The 16,242-nt window shown below is 65.3% G+C and carries 15 protein-coding genes; 10 read left to right on the top strand and 5 right to left on the bottom strand.

Annotated features, from left to right (window positions below; translation table 11 throughout):
* The first annotated feature begins 59 nt into the window (after positions 1 to 59).
* The 5 genes from ACSQ1X_RS00910 to ACSQ1X_RS00890 are packed head-to-tail and all read left to right on the top strand — an operon-like array spanning position 60 to position 5,721.
* Positions 60 to 1,337 carry an ABC transporter substrate-binding protein gene (locus ACSQ1X_RS00910; RefSeq protein WP_436056309.1) on the top strand — a complete coding sequence of 426 codons (1,278 nt, stop codon included), beginning with the start codon at positions 60 to 62 and terminating at the stop codon, positions 1,335 to 1,337.
* 2 nt (positions 1,338 to 1,339) lie between these two features.
* Positions 1,340 to 2,278: a carbohydrate ABC transporter permease gene (locus ACSQ1X_RS00905; protein ID WP_436056308.1), complete on the top strand. Its 939-nt coding sequence runs from the start codon at positions 1,340 to 1,342 to the stop codon at positions 2,276 to 2,278.
* Positions 2,278 to 3,219: a carbohydrate ABC transporter permease gene (locus ACSQ1X_RS00900; protein ID WP_436056307.1), complete on the top strand. Its 942-nt coding sequence runs from the start codon at positions 2,278 to 2,280 to the stop codon at positions 3,217 to 3,219. Before ACSQ1X_RS00905 ends, ACSQ1X_RS00900 begins: the two co-directional genes overlap by 1 nt.
* 5 nt (positions 3,220 to 3,224) lie before the next feature.
* The gene (locus ACSQ1X_RS00895) at positions 3,225 to 3,923 is read left to right on the top strand and encodes a DUF624 domain-containing protein (protein ID WP_436056306.1); all 699 of its coding nucleotides are present in this window, start codon (positions 3,225 to 3,227) and stop codon (positions 3,921 to 3,923) included.
* Between the two features lie 34 nt (positions 3,924 to 3,957).
* Positions 3,958 to 5,721: a glycoside hydrolase family 35 protein gene (locus ACSQ1X_RS00890; protein WP_436056305.1), complete on the top strand. Its 1,764-nt coding sequence runs from the start codon at positions 3,958 to 3,960 to the stop codon at positions 5,719 to 5,721.
* Between the two features lie 37 nt (positions 5,722 to 5,758).
* On the opposite strand, the gene ACSQ1X_RS00885 is transcribed toward ACSQ1X_RS00890, so the two are convergent.
* Complete coding sequence (locus ACSQ1X_RS00885) at positions 5,759 to 6,619, bottom strand: HAD family hydrolase (RefSeq protein ID WP_436056304.1); 861 nt, start codon at positions 6,617 to 6,619, stop codon at positions 5,759 to 5,761.
* 370 nt (positions 6,620 to 6,989) lie between these two features.
* Between ACSQ1X_RS00885 and ACSQ1X_RS00880 the strand changes: the two genes are divergently transcribed.
* Positions 6,990 to 7,934: a hypothetical protein gene (locus tag ACSQ1X_RS00880; RefSeq protein ID WP_436059232.1), complete on the top strand. Its 945-nt coding sequence runs from the start codon at positions 6,990 to 6,992 to the stop codon at positions 7,932 to 7,934.
* A gap of 28 nt (positions 7,935 to 7,962) precedes the next feature.
* On the opposite strand, the gene serS is transcribed toward ACSQ1X_RS00880, so the two are convergent.
* The gene (gene serS / locus ACSQ1X_RS00875) at positions 7,963 to 9,243 is read right to left on the bottom strand and encodes a serine--tRNA ligase (protein ID WP_055801983.1); all 1,281 of its coding nucleotides are present in this window, start codon (positions 9,241 to 9,243) and stop codon (positions 7,963 to 7,965) included.
* 77 nt (positions 9,244 to 9,320) lie between these two features.
* Here serS and ACSQ1X_RS00870 point away from each other — a divergent pair, with 77 nt between their 5' ends.
* The gene (locus ACSQ1X_RS00870; RefSeq protein WP_436056303.1) at positions 9,321 to 10,415 is read left to right on the top strand and encodes a diacylglycerol/lipid kinase family protein; all 1,095 of its coding nucleotides are present in this window, start codon (positions 9,321 to 9,323) and stop codon (positions 10,413 to 10,415) included.
* 36 nt (positions 10,416 to 10,451) lie between these two features.
* Here ACSQ1X_RS00870 and ACSQ1X_RS00865 read toward each other — a convergent pair whose 3' ends face one another.
* The 3 genes from ACSQ1X_RS00865 to ACSQ1X_RS00855 all read right to left on the bottom strand — a co-directional run bounded on the left by ACSQ1X_RS00865 (position 10,452) and on the right by ACSQ1X_RS00855 (position 12,147).
* Positions 10,452 to 10,661, bottom strand: a complete 210-nt coding sequence (locus ACSQ1X_RS00865) for a hypothetical protein (RefSeq protein WP_055801989.1) — start codon at positions 10,659 to 10,661, stop codon at positions 10,452 to 10,454.
* A gap of 93 nt (positions 10,662 to 10,754) precedes the next feature.
* On the bottom strand, positions 10,755 to 11,738 hold the full coding sequence (gene pheA, locus ACSQ1X_RS00860; RefSeq protein ID WP_055801992.1) for a prephenate dehydratase: 984 nt from the start codon (positions 11,736 to 11,738) through the stop codon (positions 10,755 to 10,757).
* 82 nt (positions 11,739 to 11,820) lie between these two features.
* Positions 11,821 to 12,147 (bottom strand): rhodanese-like domain-containing protein, encoded by a 327-nt coding sequence (locus ACSQ1X_RS00855; protein ID WP_055801996.1) that lies wholly within the window; start codon positions 12,145 to 12,147, stop codon positions 11,821 to 11,823.
* Positions 12,148 to 12,262: 115 nt separating this feature from the next.
* On the opposite strand from ACSQ1X_RS00855, the gene ACSQ1X_RS00850 reads away from it, so the two are divergent.
* The 3 genes from ACSQ1X_RS00850 (at position 12,263) to ACSQ1X_RS00840 (ending at position 15,956) form a co-directional block, all read left to right on the top strand.
* The gene (locus ACSQ1X_RS00850; RefSeq protein WP_055801999.1) at positions 12,263 to 13,000 is read left to right on the top strand and encodes a peptidase E; all 738 of its coding nucleotides are present in this window, start codon (positions 12,263 to 12,265) and stop codon (positions 12,998 to 13,000) included.
* Positions 12,993 to 14,402, top strand: coding sequence for an amidase (locus tag ACSQ1X_RS00845; protein WP_436056302.1), 1,410 nt, complete (start codon positions 12,993 to 12,995; stop codon positions 14,400 to 14,402). Before ACSQ1X_RS00850 ends, ACSQ1X_RS00845 begins: the two co-directional genes overlap by 8 nt.
* 84 nt (positions 14,403 to 14,486) lie before the next feature.
* The gene (locus ACSQ1X_RS00840; protein ID WP_436056301.1) at positions 14,487 to 15,956 is read left to right on the top strand and encodes a peptide MFS transporter; all 1,470 of its coding nucleotides are present in this window, start codon (positions 14,487 to 14,489) and stop codon (positions 15,954 to 15,956) included.
* The last annotated feature ends 286 nt before the right edge of the window (positions 15,957 to 16,242 follow it).

Below are 16,242 nucleotides of genomic sequence, written 5' to 3'. Positions count from 1 at the left end.
GCCCCACCTCATGACGGCCGCGCGTGCGGCAAACTTTAACCCCTACTAAGGAGAACGCAATGAAGCGCACAACCCTCGCCGGGATCGCACTGGCGGTAACTGCAGGGCTCGGCCTTACAGGCTGCGCCGGCGCCGCCGGACCCGCGGAACCGCAGGCGGCCGAAGGCAAGACCCGGCTGACGGTCTCAGTCTGGAACTACGAGGGCACCCCGGAGTTCAAGGCACTCTTCGACGGCTACGAAGCGGCCCACCCCGACGTCGACATTGAACCCGTGGACATCCTGGCGGACGACTACCCGCAGAAGGTCACCACCATGCTGGCCGGTGGCGACACCACCGACGTCCTCACCATGAAGAACGTCATCGACTACTCCCGGTACGCCAGCAACGGTCAGCTTCAGGAGATCAACAGCGTGGTGGACAAGGTGGGCAAGGACAACCTTGCAGGCCTGGACGCCTTCAACCTGGACGGCAAGTACTTTGCAGCCCCGTACCGGCAGGACTTCTGGCTGCTTTATTACAACAAGGACCTGTTGAAGGCCGCGGGAGTGGACGAGCCCAAAGACCTCACGTGGGAGAAGTACTCCGAGCTCGCCAAGAAGCTCACCACCACCGCCGACGGCAAGAAGGTCTACGGCACGTACCACCACATCTGGCGTTCAGTGGTTCAGGCAATCGCGGCTGCCCAGAACGACGGCGACCAGGTCAGCGGCGACTACGGCTTCTTCCAGGACCAGTACAACACTGCGCTGGACCTCCAGAAGGCCGGCGCCACCCTGGACTTCGGCACCGCGAAGAGCCAGAAGACCAGCTACCGCACCATGTTTGAATCCGGCCAGGCTGCCATGATGCCCATGGGAACCTGGTACATCGCCGGCATCCTCCAGGCCAAGAAGGACGGCAAGACCAACGTCAACTGGGGCCTGGCTCCGCTGCCGCAGAAGGACGCCAACGGCAAGGTCACCACGTTCGGTTCCCCCACCGCCTTTGCTGTGAACAAGAACGCAGCGCACTCCGATGAAGCCAAGAAGTTCATCCAGTGGGCAGCCGGAGAGGAAGGCGCCAAGGCCATCTCCAAGATCGGTGTTGTGCCAGCCCTGAAGAACGACGCCGTCACGGCGGAGTACTTCAAGCTGGACGGCCTGCCCACCGACGAGCTCTCGAAGAAGGCCTTCACGCCGGACGAGACAGCCCTTGAAATGCCGGTGAGCGACAAGTCGGCAGCGACGGACAAAATCCTCAACCAGGAGCACGACCTCATCATGGTCGGCGAGCGCTCCGTCGCCGACGGCATCGCCGAGATGGGCAAGCGCGTCAAGGACGAAGTCCTGAAGTAACCATGACTACAGAGACAATCACCCAGGCTCCTATCCCGGCACGGACTGCACCGCACAGCCGCGGCAACAGGAAGCAGGCCAGGCGCAACACGCTGATCGGCTGGACGTTCATCCTTCCGAACTTCCTCGGCTTCCTGGCCTTCACCCTCATCCCCGTCCTGGCCGCTTTCGCCCTCTCCTTCATGGAATGGACCTCGTTCACCGCACCGAAATGGGTGGGCCTGGCCAACTTCCAGCGGATGTTCGCCAGCGACTCGTTCTGGGTGGCCCTGCGCAACACCGTTGTCTACGCACTCGGCCACGTCCCGCTCACCATGGCCCTCGCCCTGGTCCTGGCGATGCTGCTGAACCGCAAGCTCAAAGGCATCGGATTCTTCCGCGTAGCCATCTTCTTCCCGTACATCACCTCGCTGGTGGCTGTCGCCGTCGTCTGGAACATGCTGTTCAGTCCGGACAGCGGCCCCATCAACCAGCTCCTGCACGCCATCGGAATCGCCGAGGCGCCGGGCTGGACGTCCAGCTCCGACTGGGCCCTTCCGGCCGTCATTATCACCAGCGTGTGGCGCGACATGGGCTACTACATGGTTCTGTATTTGGCCGGCCTGCAGGCCATCCCCACGGAACTCTACGAAGCCGCCGAAGTTGACGGCGCCAGCGCCTGGCAGCGCTTCTGGAACGTCACCATCCCCTCGCTGCGGCCCACCACCTTCTTCGTGGTGGTCATGCTGACAGTCTCCAGCTTCAAGGTCTTCGACCTGATCGTGGTCATGACCAACGGCGGTCCCGGACGTTCCACCACGGTGCTGTCCCAGCTCATCTACCAGGAAGGCATCGGGGAAGGGAAGTTCGGCTACTCATCGGCGATCTCCCTGGTCCTGTTCCTCATCGTCCTGTCGGTCACCGTCCTGCAATTCAAGATCCAACAGCGGAGGGAACGCTGATGACCAACATGGCCGAAGACCTCAAGGCCCCTGAACTCACAGGCGGAGTACCGTTGAGGGGCGGCGCAACCAGCCCGGAAGATCGCCGTGGCTCACAGCGCAAACGCTCCACGCGCGAACAGAAGAAGCGGACCACCAACGTCATCATCTACGGCGTGCTCGTGGTGCTGGTGGTGGCCCTGTTGGTGCCGTTCATCTGGATGATTTCCTCCTCGCTGAAGGAAAACAACCAGGTCCTCACGGTCCCCATCCAGTGGATCCCCAGCGAGTTCGTGTGGAGCAACTACACGGACATCTGGACCCGCATCCCCATGATGGGCTACCTGCAGAACTCCCTGTACCTTGCCGTGATCATCACCTGCCTGCAGGTGCTGACGGGGTCGCTGGCCGCCTATGGTTTCTCCAAGGTCCGCTTCCCGGGCCGGGATGTCCTGTTCCTGGCGTACATCGGCACTATCGCCGTGCCGTGGCAGGCCTACATGGTGCCGCAGTACATCATGATGCAGCAGCTGGGACTGACCAACAGCTTTAACGCCCTCATCCTCCTTCAGGCGTTCGGTGCGTTCGGGGTATTCCTGATGCGCCAGTACTACATGACCATCCCGGATGAACTGTGCGAGGCTGCCCGCATCGACGGCCTGAGCGAGTACGGCATCTGGGCCCGGGTGATCCTGCCCTTGTCCAAGCCGGCCCTTGCCAGCCTGGCGCTGTTGACCTTCGTCAACACGTGGAACGACTACATGGGCCCGTTCATCTACCTCACCAGCAACCGCCTCTGGACCGTCCAGCTGGGCCTGCGCTCCTTCGTGGGCCAGTTCGACGCCGAGTACGCCATGATCATGACCGGCTCCGTGATCTCCGTGATCCCGATCCTCATCATCTTCCTGCTTGGCCAGCGCTACTTCATCCAGGGCATCGCGACGAGCGGAATGAAGGGATGACGGCTGTGCTTGAACAGTCTGCGTCGGGGCGACACCGGTGGGCGGGACCGGGATTCGAAACCTTCGGGAGCATCTTCGGGTTTATTTACACCTTCCTGGCCGGGAACGTCCTGCTGGCCGTGGCCAACTCACCGTTGGTGCTCTGCCTCGCCCTGGTGGCCGATCCCGCGGCCGCCTGGCCGTTCTTCCTGGCGCTCACGGTCACCGTGGCTCCCTCGCTCGCCGGCATCTTCGCTGCCTTCCGCTCATTGAACGACGACGGCAGCGCGGTCAAGCCTGTTGCCGCCTTCCTTCGCGGATACAAGCGCAGTTTCCGGCGAACCGCACCCATTGGATTGGGTGCGGTGGCCATGCTGCTGTTCCTCGGCGTGGACCTGGCGATCGTCCAGTCCATGCCGGCTGCGGCCGCACTGGTGCCGCTGATCGTCGTCGCAGCCGCCGTGGCGGTGAGCCTGACGGTGACGGCGATTGCCGGCGTCGTACTTTTGCCCGAGGCGAGCCTGAAAAGCATTCTCAAAGCGTCCCTCTACCTCAGCGTCCAGCGCTGGTACCTGAGCCTGGCCATGCTGATCCTGCTGGGCATCATTGTCTCGGCCGCTATCCTCCAGCCCGTGCTCGGCATTGCACTGGCGCCAGCGCCGCTGCTGTTCGTGGTGTGGAGCAATGCGTCTTACGCTTTCCACGCCGCCCTGCACTCCGCTTAGCACCGCCGGTGCAGCACCATTGTTAGGACCCTTCTTGGACACCTTTGCCATCGGCGATCGGGACTTCCTTCTGAACGACGAACCCTTCCGCGTCCTCTCCGGAGCCATCCACTACTTCCGGGTCCACCCCGACCTGTGGGCGGACCGGATCCACAAGGCCCGGCTCATGGGGCTGAACACCATTGAGACGTATGTGCCGTGGAATGAGCATTCGCCTGTCCCGGGCACATTCCTGACGGAGGGGCCGCTGAACCTGGGCCGGTTCCTTGATTTGGTCGCGGCCGAGGGGATGCGGGCGATCGTCCGTCCCGGTCCGTTCATTTGCGCCGAGTGGGACAACGGCGGATTGCCGGCGTGGCTCTACACTGACCCCACCGTGGGTGTCCGTAGCAGCGAACCCGGCTACCTTGCCGCCGTCGACTCCTATTTCGAAGCGCTCCTGCCGATTGTGGTGGAGCGGCAGATCAGCGGCGGCGGGCCGGTGATCCTCCTGCAGATCGAGAACGAGTACGGCGCCTACGGCAAGGACAAGGTGTACCTGCAGCACCTGGTGGACCTCGTAAAGCGGGAGGGTGTGGACGTTCCCCTGTTCACGTGCGACCAGCCCTTCGGCACCATGATCGAGGACGGCTCGCTGCCCGGGCTGCACAAGACCGGCACGTTCGGTTCGCGTGCCGTGGAACGCTTGGGGTTCCTGCGCGAGCGACAGCCCGCCGGGCCGCTCATGTGCGCGGAGTTCTGGAACGGCTGGTTCGACAACTGGGGCACGCACCACCACACCACCGACGCCGCTGCTTCCGCCGCCGAGCTGGATGCGCTCCTCACCGCAGGGGCTTCGGTGAACATCTACATGTTCCACGGCGGCACCAACTTCGGCTTCACCAACGGCGCCAACGACAAAGGCATCTACGAGCCCACCATCACCTCGTATGACTACGACGCGCCGCTCGCCGAGGATGGCCATCCGACCGCCAAGTACTTTGCATTCCGGGATGTCATCGCCAAGCATTTCCCCGTGCCGGACGAGGCGCCGGCTGGGCGGAAGGAGGCGCCCGTGTCGGTTGTTTCCGTGGAGGCGTCCGTGCCGCTCCTGGACTTTGCGCCCCTCCTCGGTTCCCCGTCCTCCGCGCCGGGTCCGGTGCCCACTACCGAGGCCACCGGGCGCTATCGCGGTTTCTATCTTTACGAGGTGGACATTGCCCGCGGAGGCGTCCTGTCCTTCGCCGAGGTCCGGGACCGCGCCCAGTTCTTCCTGGACGGCGTTCCCGTGGGCGTCCTGAGCCGCGACCTCGGCGAGCGCGCCATCACGCTGCCCGGCGGAGGACGCCTGCGGGTACTCCTGGAGGACCAAGGCAGGGTCAATTACGGGGAGCGGATCGGCGAGCCCAAGGGACTGATCGGACCGGCGCTGCTGAACGGCACCGAAGTGCAGGACTGGGAGATCCGGAATGCCGATGTGGGCGACTTGGAGCGCTTCCGGGATGCGGCCAAGGAACTGCCGCCGGTGGGCGGCGCTGAGGCAGGTGTGCCGGGCCCGTCACTGTCGTTTGCCAGGTTCGAGGCCGACGGCCCGGGCGACCGGTTCCTGCGCCTCGACGGCTGGACCAAGGGTGTTGCATTCATCAACGGGTTCAACCTCGGCCGCTACTGGAGCCGCGGCCCCCAGCGCACGCTATATGTCCCGGGACCTTTGATCCGCAAAGGCGCCAACGAGCTCGCCGTCCTGGAACTGCACGGAAGCGCGACGCGGGCGGTGCGGTTCGCCGTCGGGCCCGACCTGGGACCGGACGAAAAGTGAAAGCGACACTACCTGGCGGCGCCCGGGAAGCAGTTACCTAGGACAGCAGGCTGCGAAGAACGTGCGCGGCGCCGTCGTCGTGGACGGACATGGTGACCTCGTCCGCGGCGGCAACCACTTCGTCGGGAGCCTGGCCCATGGCGACGCCGCGGCCGGCCCACGTGAGCATCTCGATGTCGTTGCGGCCGTCGCCGATTGCCACCGTGAGGTGCGACTCGATGCTCAGGTGCCCCCGGAGGTGTTCCAGGGCGCTGGCCTTGGTGACGCCTTCCGCGGCAATGTCCAGCCACGCGGTCCAGCCGACGGAATACGTGACGCCGGACAGGCCGATGTGCTTGATGGCCTCGTTGAACTCCTCGGACGTATTTTCGGAGCTAAAGACCACCACGCGCACGGCGGTGGCGTCGAGCATGGTCTGGAAATCCACACCGATGGCCTCCACGCCGAAGCTCGCGTCCTGGAACCGTTCGGTGGAGAGGAAGTTGCCGTGCTCGTCCTCCAGCGCGTACTTGGCCATGGGGAGCCGCTTGCGGAGGGCACGGAGCGCCGGACCCGGATCAAACGTGGCCTTGCGGATGACTTCGTAGCCGTCCGGGTGGGCCGGATCCAGCCGGAGCGTCACACCGCCGTTGCAGCACACCGCGTAGCCCGTCTCGATCCCGATTTGCTCGATGATGGGCAGGGTGGCATTCAGGGACCGGCCGGTGGCGATCATGACTTCGTGGCCCGCAGCTACAACCGCCTGGGCCGCTTCACGCACGGGAGCCGACATGTGGCCGTCGTGGTTGACCAGGGTGCCGTCCACGTCCAGGGCCACCATGAGCCTGGTTGAGTTGTTCTTGCCGTTGTTTCGCTGGTCATCGTTGCCAGCGACTGAGGTTTCAGTCAATGTTGTCATTCACCTAGTACAGCAGACGCCCCCGGACAGCCGCTAGGACGCACGCCACAGCCAGTGTTAACTTGTGGTAAACACCCACAGCTTGTCCACACTGTGAGTGTTTGCCTGCGTGTCACCCGACGCAGTGTGCGGGCGCGAAATCCCCGCGGGGCAGTCAACTCCCCGCGGCGTTCCAGGGGGATTGGCCCACTTCAAGGGGAGTTGCGGGGACTTATCCACATCCGGTCGGGTGCATCTGGCTGCGTTGGGGAGGCCAGCCCAGCATGGGAGCATGGACTCCACTTCCCCAACGCTCTTACTTGCCAGCCGAAGGCGTGCCCTCACAGGAAGCAGCCGGAGCCTGAGCCGCGCCTACAACAATGGCGAATTGGTGAGGGTCAGATTCGGCGTTTACTACAACAAGCCGGCCTGGCTCGCGCTCAAAGCGTGGCAACGATATTCGGCCACGATTGCTGCAGTTGCATGCTGTGACCCGTCGGCGGCCTTCTGCTACCTGACGGCGCTTCGGCTCTGGCGATTGCCCCTCCCCCGGGTGCCGGAGCACATTCACATCGTCACTCAGTCACCCCACAAAGCTGGTCGGCTTCCGCCAACCACCCGGGCTGCCAGGGATCCGAAGACAGGCCTCACCGGGCTGGAGCACACGCGAAGCTACGGAATTTACCGGCATCACTGGGCCGCTGACATCGTGGAACACCGGGGCGTAGCAGTCACTTCGCTCGTCCAGACGGTTGTTGACTGCATCGTCCGAATGGAGCTGCCGGAGGCTGTGGCCGTTACGGATGCGGTGCTGGGAAGCCGCCGCACTACCGGCGAGGGCCTCACACGGCAGGAATTGCTGGACGAATCGGCCCGACTCAGTTCAGCGGCCAAACGCCGCCGGGTCCTGGAGGTACTCGCGCTGGCCGACGAGGCATCCGAATCCGTCGGTGAATCCCGGAGCAGGGCGCTCATCCACGTCCTTGGGCTCCCCGCGCCCGTCCTGCAACACTGTTTCTACGACGACGATGGCCTCATCGGGCGGACGGATTTCTACTGGCCCGAACAACGCGTCATCGGGGAATTCGACGGCGACGCAAAGTATCTCGACGACGCCCTTCTCGGCGACAGGAGCACTCGCGAAGCCATTCTGGCCGAGAAGAAACGGGAGGACCGGCTTCGGGCGCTCGGCTACAAAGTTGTCCGCTGGGACTGGAAAACCGCAACCAACGCACGGCTGCTGAGTCGCAAGCTCGCAGCCGCAGGGATCACAGCGCGAAAATCCCCGCCGCGTGGCCAAATCCCCCTGGCGTTACCCGGGGAGTCGACCACGTGACGGGGATTCTTCGTTGGAGAACCCGAAACTACAGGACCGGCAGCACTTCCAGGCCACCGAGGTACTTCTGAAGCGCGCGGGGGACGTTTACGGAGCCGTCCTCGTTCTGGTGGTGCTCAAGGATGGCCACAATCCAGCGCGTGGTGGCCAGCGTGCCGTTGAGGGTGGCGACGGCACGGGTTCCCTTGGGCGCACCGTCCTCGTTCAGCACCCGCTCACGGATGTTCAGGCGGCGGGCCTGGAACGTGGTGCAGTTGGAGGTGGACGTCAGTTCGCGGTAGGCCCCCTGCGTGGGCACCCAGGCTTCGCAGTCGAACTTGCGGGCCGCAGAGTTGCCGAGGTCGCCCGCGGCGGTGTCGATCACGCGGTACGGCAGCTCGCACTTGGCCAGCATCTCCTCTTCCCATGCGAGCAGGCGCTCGTGCTCGGCGGCTGCCTCTTCCACCGTGGTGTAGATGAACATTTCCACCTTGTTGAACTGGTGGACCCGGATGATTCCGCGGGTGTCCTTGCCGTGCGACCCTGCCTCGCGGCGGTAGCAGGAGCTCTGGCCCGCGTAACGGATGGGGCCGGCGGAGAGGTCCAGGATCTCGTCCGCGTGGTAGCCGGCGAGGGCCACCTCCGAGGTGCCCACCAGGTAGAGGTCGTCCTCGGCGAGGCGGTAGATCTCGGCGTCGTGCTTGACGTCGAATCCGGTGCCCTGCATCGTTTCCGGACGGACCAGCGTGGGGGTGATCATGGGGACGAAACCTGCATCGATGGCCTGTTCCATGGCCATCTGCAGGAGCGCCATCTCCAGCCGGGCGCCGACGCCGCGGAGGAAGTAGAAGCGCGAACCGGATACCTTGGCGCCGCGCTCCATGTCGATGGCGCCGATCAGCTCACCGATTTCCAGGTGGTCCTTCGGCTCGAAATCCGGGAATTCGCGGGGTTCTCCGACGGTCTTGACCACAATGTAGTCGTCCTCGCCGCCTTCCGGAACGCCGTCCACAATCAGGTTGGGGATGGCACGGAGCAGTTCCTCCTGCTGGGCCTGGGCAACGTCGGCCTCGGCCGAGGCGGCCTTGACCGAGGCGGCTAGGACCTTGACCTCCGCCAGCAGGGCCTGCTTTTCCTCGCCCTTGGCCTGCGCCACCTTCTTGCCGAAGACATTCTGCTCGGCGCGGAGGTTTTCGAAGCGGATCAATGCCGCGCGCCTGGCCGCGTCTGCTGAGATGATCGCATCCACCACGGATTCGTCGGCGCCGCGGGCGCGCTGGCTGGCACGGAACTTGTCCGGATTTTCGCTGAGGTCTTTTACGTCGATCACCAGACAAGAGTATCGAATCCGCCCGGGATGGCACTGTGGGCCGTGCGGAGGTCCGTGCGGGATAGTGTTGGAGCACCATGAACGATTGGCTGCTCTACCTCATCATTGCTGCGGCCCTGGCTTTCGCGGTCTCCAGCTGGTGGGGCGTCCGGAGGCTCAAGGCGCTGCACACACGGAGTGCGGTCCAAGAGGACACGTACCATCCGGGCCTGGTGCAGCAGAAGGTGGCCGTGGTGATGAACCCGGTCAAGGCCAAATCGGCCGAAGCCCGCGCCCTCATCCAGCGCGCCTGCCTCTCGGACGGCTGGGACGCCCCAGTCTTTTTCGAAACAACCGCAGAAGACCCCGGGTATTCGCAGGCCGAGGCGGCACTCAAAAGCGGGGCCGACGTCGTCCTTGTGGGCGGCGGGGACGGCACGGTACGCGTTGTGGCCGAGAAGCTGGCCCACACGAACGTGCCGATGGGCATCATCCCGCTCGGCACCGGAAACCTGCTGGCCAGGAACATCCACCTGGACGTCAACGACCTCCACGGCAGCATCCAGACGGCGCTCTTCGGACACCAGCGGCACATCGACACGGCGCGCATGGCCATCCGCAATTCGCGGACGGGCGCCTCGTCGGAGCATGTGTTCCTGGTGATTGCCGGCATGGGCATGGACGCCGAAGTCGTCGGGGACACCAACGACGGGCTGAAGAAGGCAGTGGGCTGGCTGGCCTACACCGAGGCCGGAGTCAGGCACCTGCCCGGTCGGCGGAAGAAGGTCTCCATTGCCCTGGACGACCAGCCGGAACAGTCCCGGAAGATCCGCAGCGTGCTGTTCGCCAACTGTGGCCTGATTCCGGGTGGCATCGACTTCATCCCGCAGGCGATGATCGACGACGGCATGCTGGATGTGGTGGTGATGAGCCCGCGCAGCGCCATCGGGTGGATTGCGATGTACACAAAGATTATGTTCAAGCACAAGAGGAACTTGCCGGTGATGAGCTACTACCGCTCCGGCAAGATCGTGATCAAATGTGCGGAGCCAGTTGCCACGCAGGTCGACGGCGATCCCTCCGGCGAAGCGACAGACGTTACCGTCCAGGTGGCGCCGGGATCACTGTTGGTGCGGGTTACGGAAAGCAAGGGCGGCGAACCGTCCGCAGGGGAAGCTTCCACCCCGCAGTAGGCCTCCGGAAGGACGCTTCCTGCGGGGACGCCGGAATCAGGCGCTGGCCTTCTTCTCCTCCGCCTCGGCTGCGGCCTTTGCCGCCGCGCGGGCTTCGGACTGTTCACGGATCATGGCTTGCTCCTCTTCGAAGCGCAGGCGATCCGCCCTGTCTGCATCGTCGCCGTCCCAGTCCTGGTTTTCGGCAGTCGGCTTGGGATTGACAATCATTCCCTGGCCGTCATTGTCGCTGCTGGTTCCTGACATTGACCCGCTCCTTCCGGTAGAGGTCTTCCCCAATGGATCAGGCAAGCATACGCACTGCTGTGCGGGCGGGGAAGTACCCCGAGGGGCATTTGCCTAAGCTGTGGGCGAACCTTGCGGGGCATGGACGGGAGCGACCGATGCCCCTCGGAGTATCCCTGCCACCCATTCATGTGCGGCCTGGAATGCTTGGTCGGAGGTGTGCGGTGCCACGTCCGGGCTCTGCGCATCGGCCCGCGGGTAGGAGCCGAGGAATCGTGTGGCCGGGCTGATCCGGTGCAAACCGGCCAGGGCGTCGGCAACGCGGGCGTCCTCCACATGGCCGTCGGCGTCGATGCTGAAGAAATAGTGACCAAGGTACTGGCCGGTGGGGCGCGACTCGATGCGGCTAAGGTTCACCCCGCGGGTGGCGAATTGGTCCAGGATCTCCATCAGGGCACCCGGCCGGTCCTCCGGCAGCGGTACTACCACCGTCGTCTTGTCAGCGCCGGTGCGGTGGGGAAGTGCCCCGGGCCGGCTGACCAGGACAAAGCGCGTCACGGCGCCGGGGTTGTCGCCGATGTTCTCCGCGAGCACATGCAACCCGGGCTGCTCGGTGGCCACGATCGGGGCGCAGATGGCAGCGTCGTAGTGGACCCCGTCCTCGTCCAGCAGCCCCATTGCCCCCGCGGCCGTTGAGGATGCTGGAATGTATTCCACATTCGGCATGTTCGCTTCAACCCAGAGCCTGCACTGGGCCCAGGCGTGTCCGTGGGTGGATATCCGGCGGATATCCCGGATTTCCACGCCGGGGCGGGCCACCAGGACAAAGCTGATGGGCACCAAAGCCTCGCGGACGATCCTCAGCTCCTGGCCGGACGCGATGGCATCCAGGGTTGCCGTGACGCCGCCCTCCACGGAATTTTCGATGGGCACCATGGCGGCATCGGCTGATCCGTCACGGACCTTGTCCAGCGCAGTGTTCACATTGGAGGAGGGAATGCGGACGGCCTCGACGGCGCCCGGCACCTGCATCAGTGCCGCCTCAGTGAACGTCCCCTCCGGGCCGAGGAACGTGTAGGTGACGGGCGACGCGGGCATGGACTGTCCTTCTCGATAATCTAAGCGCCGCCCGGCGGGCGGCCTGGCGGCTGCTGCGGTGCCGCAGGTACTGGCAGAAGCGCTAGAGGATGACCGGCTTGAGGCCGTTGTCCGAAACGAGCGGCAGGCCCGATTCAAGCCATTGGTCCATTCCGCCGGCCACGTTGATGGCGGTGTAGCCCTGCCCCACGAGCCATTTGGCAGCCCGCAACGAGCGGCCGCCTGTGCGGCAAATAACGTACAGGTCCTCGTCCGGATCCAGTTCTCCGAGCCGGCCCGGCAGCTGGTCCAGCGGTATGTGCAGGGCACCTTCGGCGTGCCCGGCCGACCACTCGTAGTCCTCCCGCACATCAAGGATCTTGGCGTCGGCGGGAACGTCGGTCACGGTCACGGTTTCGAAGTCGCTCATGGAAATCCTCTCCGGAAAATGAAGGTCTGCCTCCAGCGTAGCCGCCGCCGGAGGCAGGCACCCCGAATCCGGAGCACGTTACGCTTCAAGGTGACCGCAAAGGAGGGAATCGTCGATGACAGCCCAACAGCCAACCATCCTGGCAACGTCCGGCGGATATAAAGCCGGCCGGCGTTCACGGCTGGAGTTTGACGCCCTGCTGCACCACGCCGTCGAACTTTCCGGCGTCACGGGGCGCGCCCCCCGCGTGACGCATATCGGCACTGCCGCCGGCGACCAGCGCTGGTTCAATGCGGAGCTGGACCAGGCCGCGAAGATCGCCGGCTTCGATTTCAGCCACCTCAACCTGTTCACCATGCCCAGCATCGACGATCCGGAAGCGCACCTCATGGAGCAGGACGTGGTGTGGGTCAACGGCGGGTCGGTGGTGAACCTGCTGGCCGTGTGGCGGGCGCACGGCCTCGACGGGATCCTGCGGCGCGTGTGGGAAGGCGGCGTGGTCCTCGCCGGCGTCTCGGCCGGGTCCATCTGCTGGTACCAGGGCGGCACCACGGATTCGTTCGGACCGCAGCTGCGCCCGGTGACCAACGCGCTCGGCTTCCTGCCCTACGCCAACGGTGTCCACTACGACTCCGAGGACCAGCGCCGCCCGCTGGTGCACCGGCTGGTGGCCGACGGCACACTCGGCGAAACCCACTGCACGGACGACGGCGCGGGGCTGGTTTACTTCGGCACGGACCTTGTGGACGTGGTCACCGAAGTGCAAGGCAAGGCGGCGTACCGCGTCACCCGCCAGGCCGACGGCGGGACAGCCACCGCTGAAGAGCGGCTGGAGGCCCGTTTCCTTGGCTGAGATCCACGAGCTCTCCGCGGTGGGGCTCCGCGACGCGCTGCGCTCGGGCGCGCTCTCCGCCCGGGAGGTGACGGAGCATTTCCTGGTCCGGATAGCGGCGCGGAATCCCGGCCTCGGCGCCTTCATCACGGTGACCGGGGAACAGGCACTGGCCGACGCCGCCCGTGCCGACGCCCTCTACGCAGAGTCGCCCGGGCAACTTCCGCTGCTGCATGGCATGCCGGTGGCCTTCAAGGACCTCACAGATGTGGCGGGCGTGGTGACCACCCACGGCAGCGCGGCCCTGGAGCACAAGCCAGCCCCCGCGGACGGCGCACTCGCGGCGACGTTGAAGGGCGCCGGCGCCATCTCGCTGGGCAAGACCCAGGTTCCGGAGTTCGGCCTGACGGCCTACAGCGAAAACCTGATCGCGCCGCCGTCGCGCAATCCGCATGCGCTGAGCCGCAGCTCGGGCGGATCCTCGGGCGGCAGCGCCGCCGCGGTCGCCGCCGGTCTTGTGCCGTTCGCTCCGGGGTCCGACGGCGGCGGTTCCGTCCGGATCCCGGCGGCCGCCTGCGGACTGGTGGGCCTGAAACCGGGGCGCGGACTCGTCCCGGCCGGTGAAAGCACCGGCGATCCGGCTCGGCTGGTGGTGGCCGGGCCGCTGGCCCGTTCAGCCGGGGATGCCGCCCTGATGCTGGACGCCATGGTGGCAGTCGGCGCCGGCCGGTACCTCGAGTCCCTGACGCGGGCGCCGGGGCGGCTGCGGATCGGCGTGAGCCTGGATAGCCCATGGCAGGCCATTTTTCCGTTTACGCCGGACTCGGAAGCAATGGATGCCCTCAACGAGGGCGTCCGCCTGCTCGAAGCAGCGGGCCATTCCACGGCCGAAGCCGCCGTCGGGTACGACAACCGCTACCCGGACGCGTTCACCACGGCGTGGACGGCCGGTGTCGGGAGCGCCCGGATTGCACCGCAGCGCGAAGCCTTGCTGACCCCGCTCACCCGCACATTCCGCCGGCGCGCACAGCAGCGGAGTGCGTCAAAACTTAATGAGGCGCTGGGCTTCCTGCGGCAGTTTGAGAGGGACACCGTGTCCCAGTACTCCCGGTGGGACCTCATGCTGATGCCGGCACTGGCCCAGACACCCCGGCCCGTGGGCTGGTTCACGGGGGCGTCCCACGGCGACGGTTACTGGCCAGCCTCGGAATGGGCCGGCGACGCCGACGGCGACTACCGGAAGCAATGCGAATACGCGCCGTGGTCCAGCATGGTGAATGTGTGCGGACTGCCCGCCATCAGCATTCCCGTGCACTGGACCGGCGGCTCAGCCGGTGCCGGTCTGCCCATGGGTATCCAGCTGGTGGGGCCCACGGGATCCGAGGAACTGCTGCTGCAGGTGGCCGCCCAGATCGGATTTTAGACGGGGCGTCCACCCAGCGTGTCCGCCTTGCTTCCTCGCGCCGCGAATGTGACAATCCCGCCCTCCGGTGTCACCCTTAAGTAAATGAGCACTACTCATTTATCTGATCGTCCCGCTACAACGCCGGGCGATACGTCATTTTTTGGCCACCCAAAGATGCTGGCCAGCCTCTTCTCCGTAGAGATGTGGGAGCGCTTCTCCTTCTACGGCATGCAGGGCATCCTCCTCTACTACATGTACTTCACGGCTGCGCAGGGCGGCCTTGAAATTGAGCAGGGCCTGGCTTCCAGCCTGGTCGGAGCCTACGGCGGCGGAGTCTATCTCTCTACCATTCTGGGCGCCTGGCTGGCCGACCGGCTCTTCGGTTCGGAACGGGTCCTGTTCGGCTCGGCCGTCCTGATCATGGCCGGCCACATCGCCCTGGCGCTCGTGCCCGGAATTCCCGGCCTCATCGCCGGCCTGGTGCTGGTGGGCGTCGGCTCCGGCGGCTTGAAAGCCAACGCCACCGCGCTGGTGGGCACCCTGTACGAGGAGAAGGACGAACGCCGCGACGCCGGCTTCTCCATCTTCTACATGGGTATCAACGCCGGCGCGCTGATCGGCCCGCTGGTGACCGGCTGGCTGCAGGAAAGCCAGGGGTTCCACTGGGGCTTCGGCGCCGCGGCCGTCGGCATGGCCCTTGGCCTGGGCATCTACGCCATGGGACGCCGGAGGCTTCCCGACGAAGCCCATCACGTGCCCAATCCGCTGCCGGCTGCCCGGCGCACCAGGTACGGCCTGATCTTCGTGGGCATCGCCCTGGTGGTGGCGGTCCTTCTGGCCACCGGCACCGTCAATGCCGAAAACCTGGCCATGTCCATGGCCTACGCGGCAATCGGGGCCTCCGTGCTCTACTTCGCCCTGATCTTCAGCAGCAACAAGGTCAACGGCACCGAACGCAAGCGGGTGGTGGCCTTCATCCCGCTGTACATCGCTTCAGCGGCGTTCTGGGCTCTCTTCCAGCAGCAGTTCACGTTCATTGCCGTGTACTCGGAAGAGAAGCTGGACCGGAACCTGTTCGGCTGGGAAATGCCGGCCGCCTGGGTGCAGTCCATCAACCCGGTGTTCATCATCATTTTCGCCGGCGTCATGGCGGCACTGTGGACGCGCCTCGGCCAGAAGCAGCCCGGCTCGGCCGTGAAATTCTCCATCGGTTTGTTCGTGATGGGCCTGGCCTTCCTGGCCTTCATCCCGCTGGCCGGCGACGGGAAAACGCCCCTCCTGGCCCTGGTGGGCATCCTGTTCCTGTTCACCCTGGCGGAGCTCTTCCTCTCCCCAATCGGCCTGTCGGTGACCACCAAGCTGGCGCCCCAGGCCTTCCACACCCAGATGGTGGCGTTGTTCTTCCTGTCGGTCTCGCTGGGCACCACCCTGTCCGGCATCCTGTCCGGGCTGTACAACCCGGCCGACGAACTGCCGTACTTCATCGGCATCGGCGGCACGGCCATGGTGCTGGCCGTCGGCCTTGCGGCGGCCTCGCCGGCCATCAAAAAGCTCATGGGCGGCGTACGCTGACCCGCTGAGCATCCAGCGTCCGGTGGTGTCGTAGGGGCCGGCTGAGTCCGGCGCCTGCGCCCCGCCGCCGTCGAGGCACCCGGTGGGGCGTCCGACGTCGAACTCATGCCCGCGGGCGACGTCGCCGAAGGCGTGGTGCAAGTTGCCCGGCCCGGTTTAGTAGCCGTAACCCCGCGGATTCAAGTAGTCCTGAGTAGGTTCAGTCACCCTACTCGCATTTTGCCTTCTGCAGTCCAGTAGTGATCACTCAAGCCCCCTTGGGAAGGTAACGAATAGTATCCGAAGT

The organism is Arthrobacter sp. LjRoot78 (assembly GCF_964254335.1).
Classification (GTDB): domain Bacteria; phylum Actinomycetota; class Actinomycetes; order Actinomycetales; family Micrococcaceae; genus Arthrobacter.
Note: the sequence above shows the minus strand (reverse complement) of the source record. Positions and strands in the feature narration are given on the sequence as shown.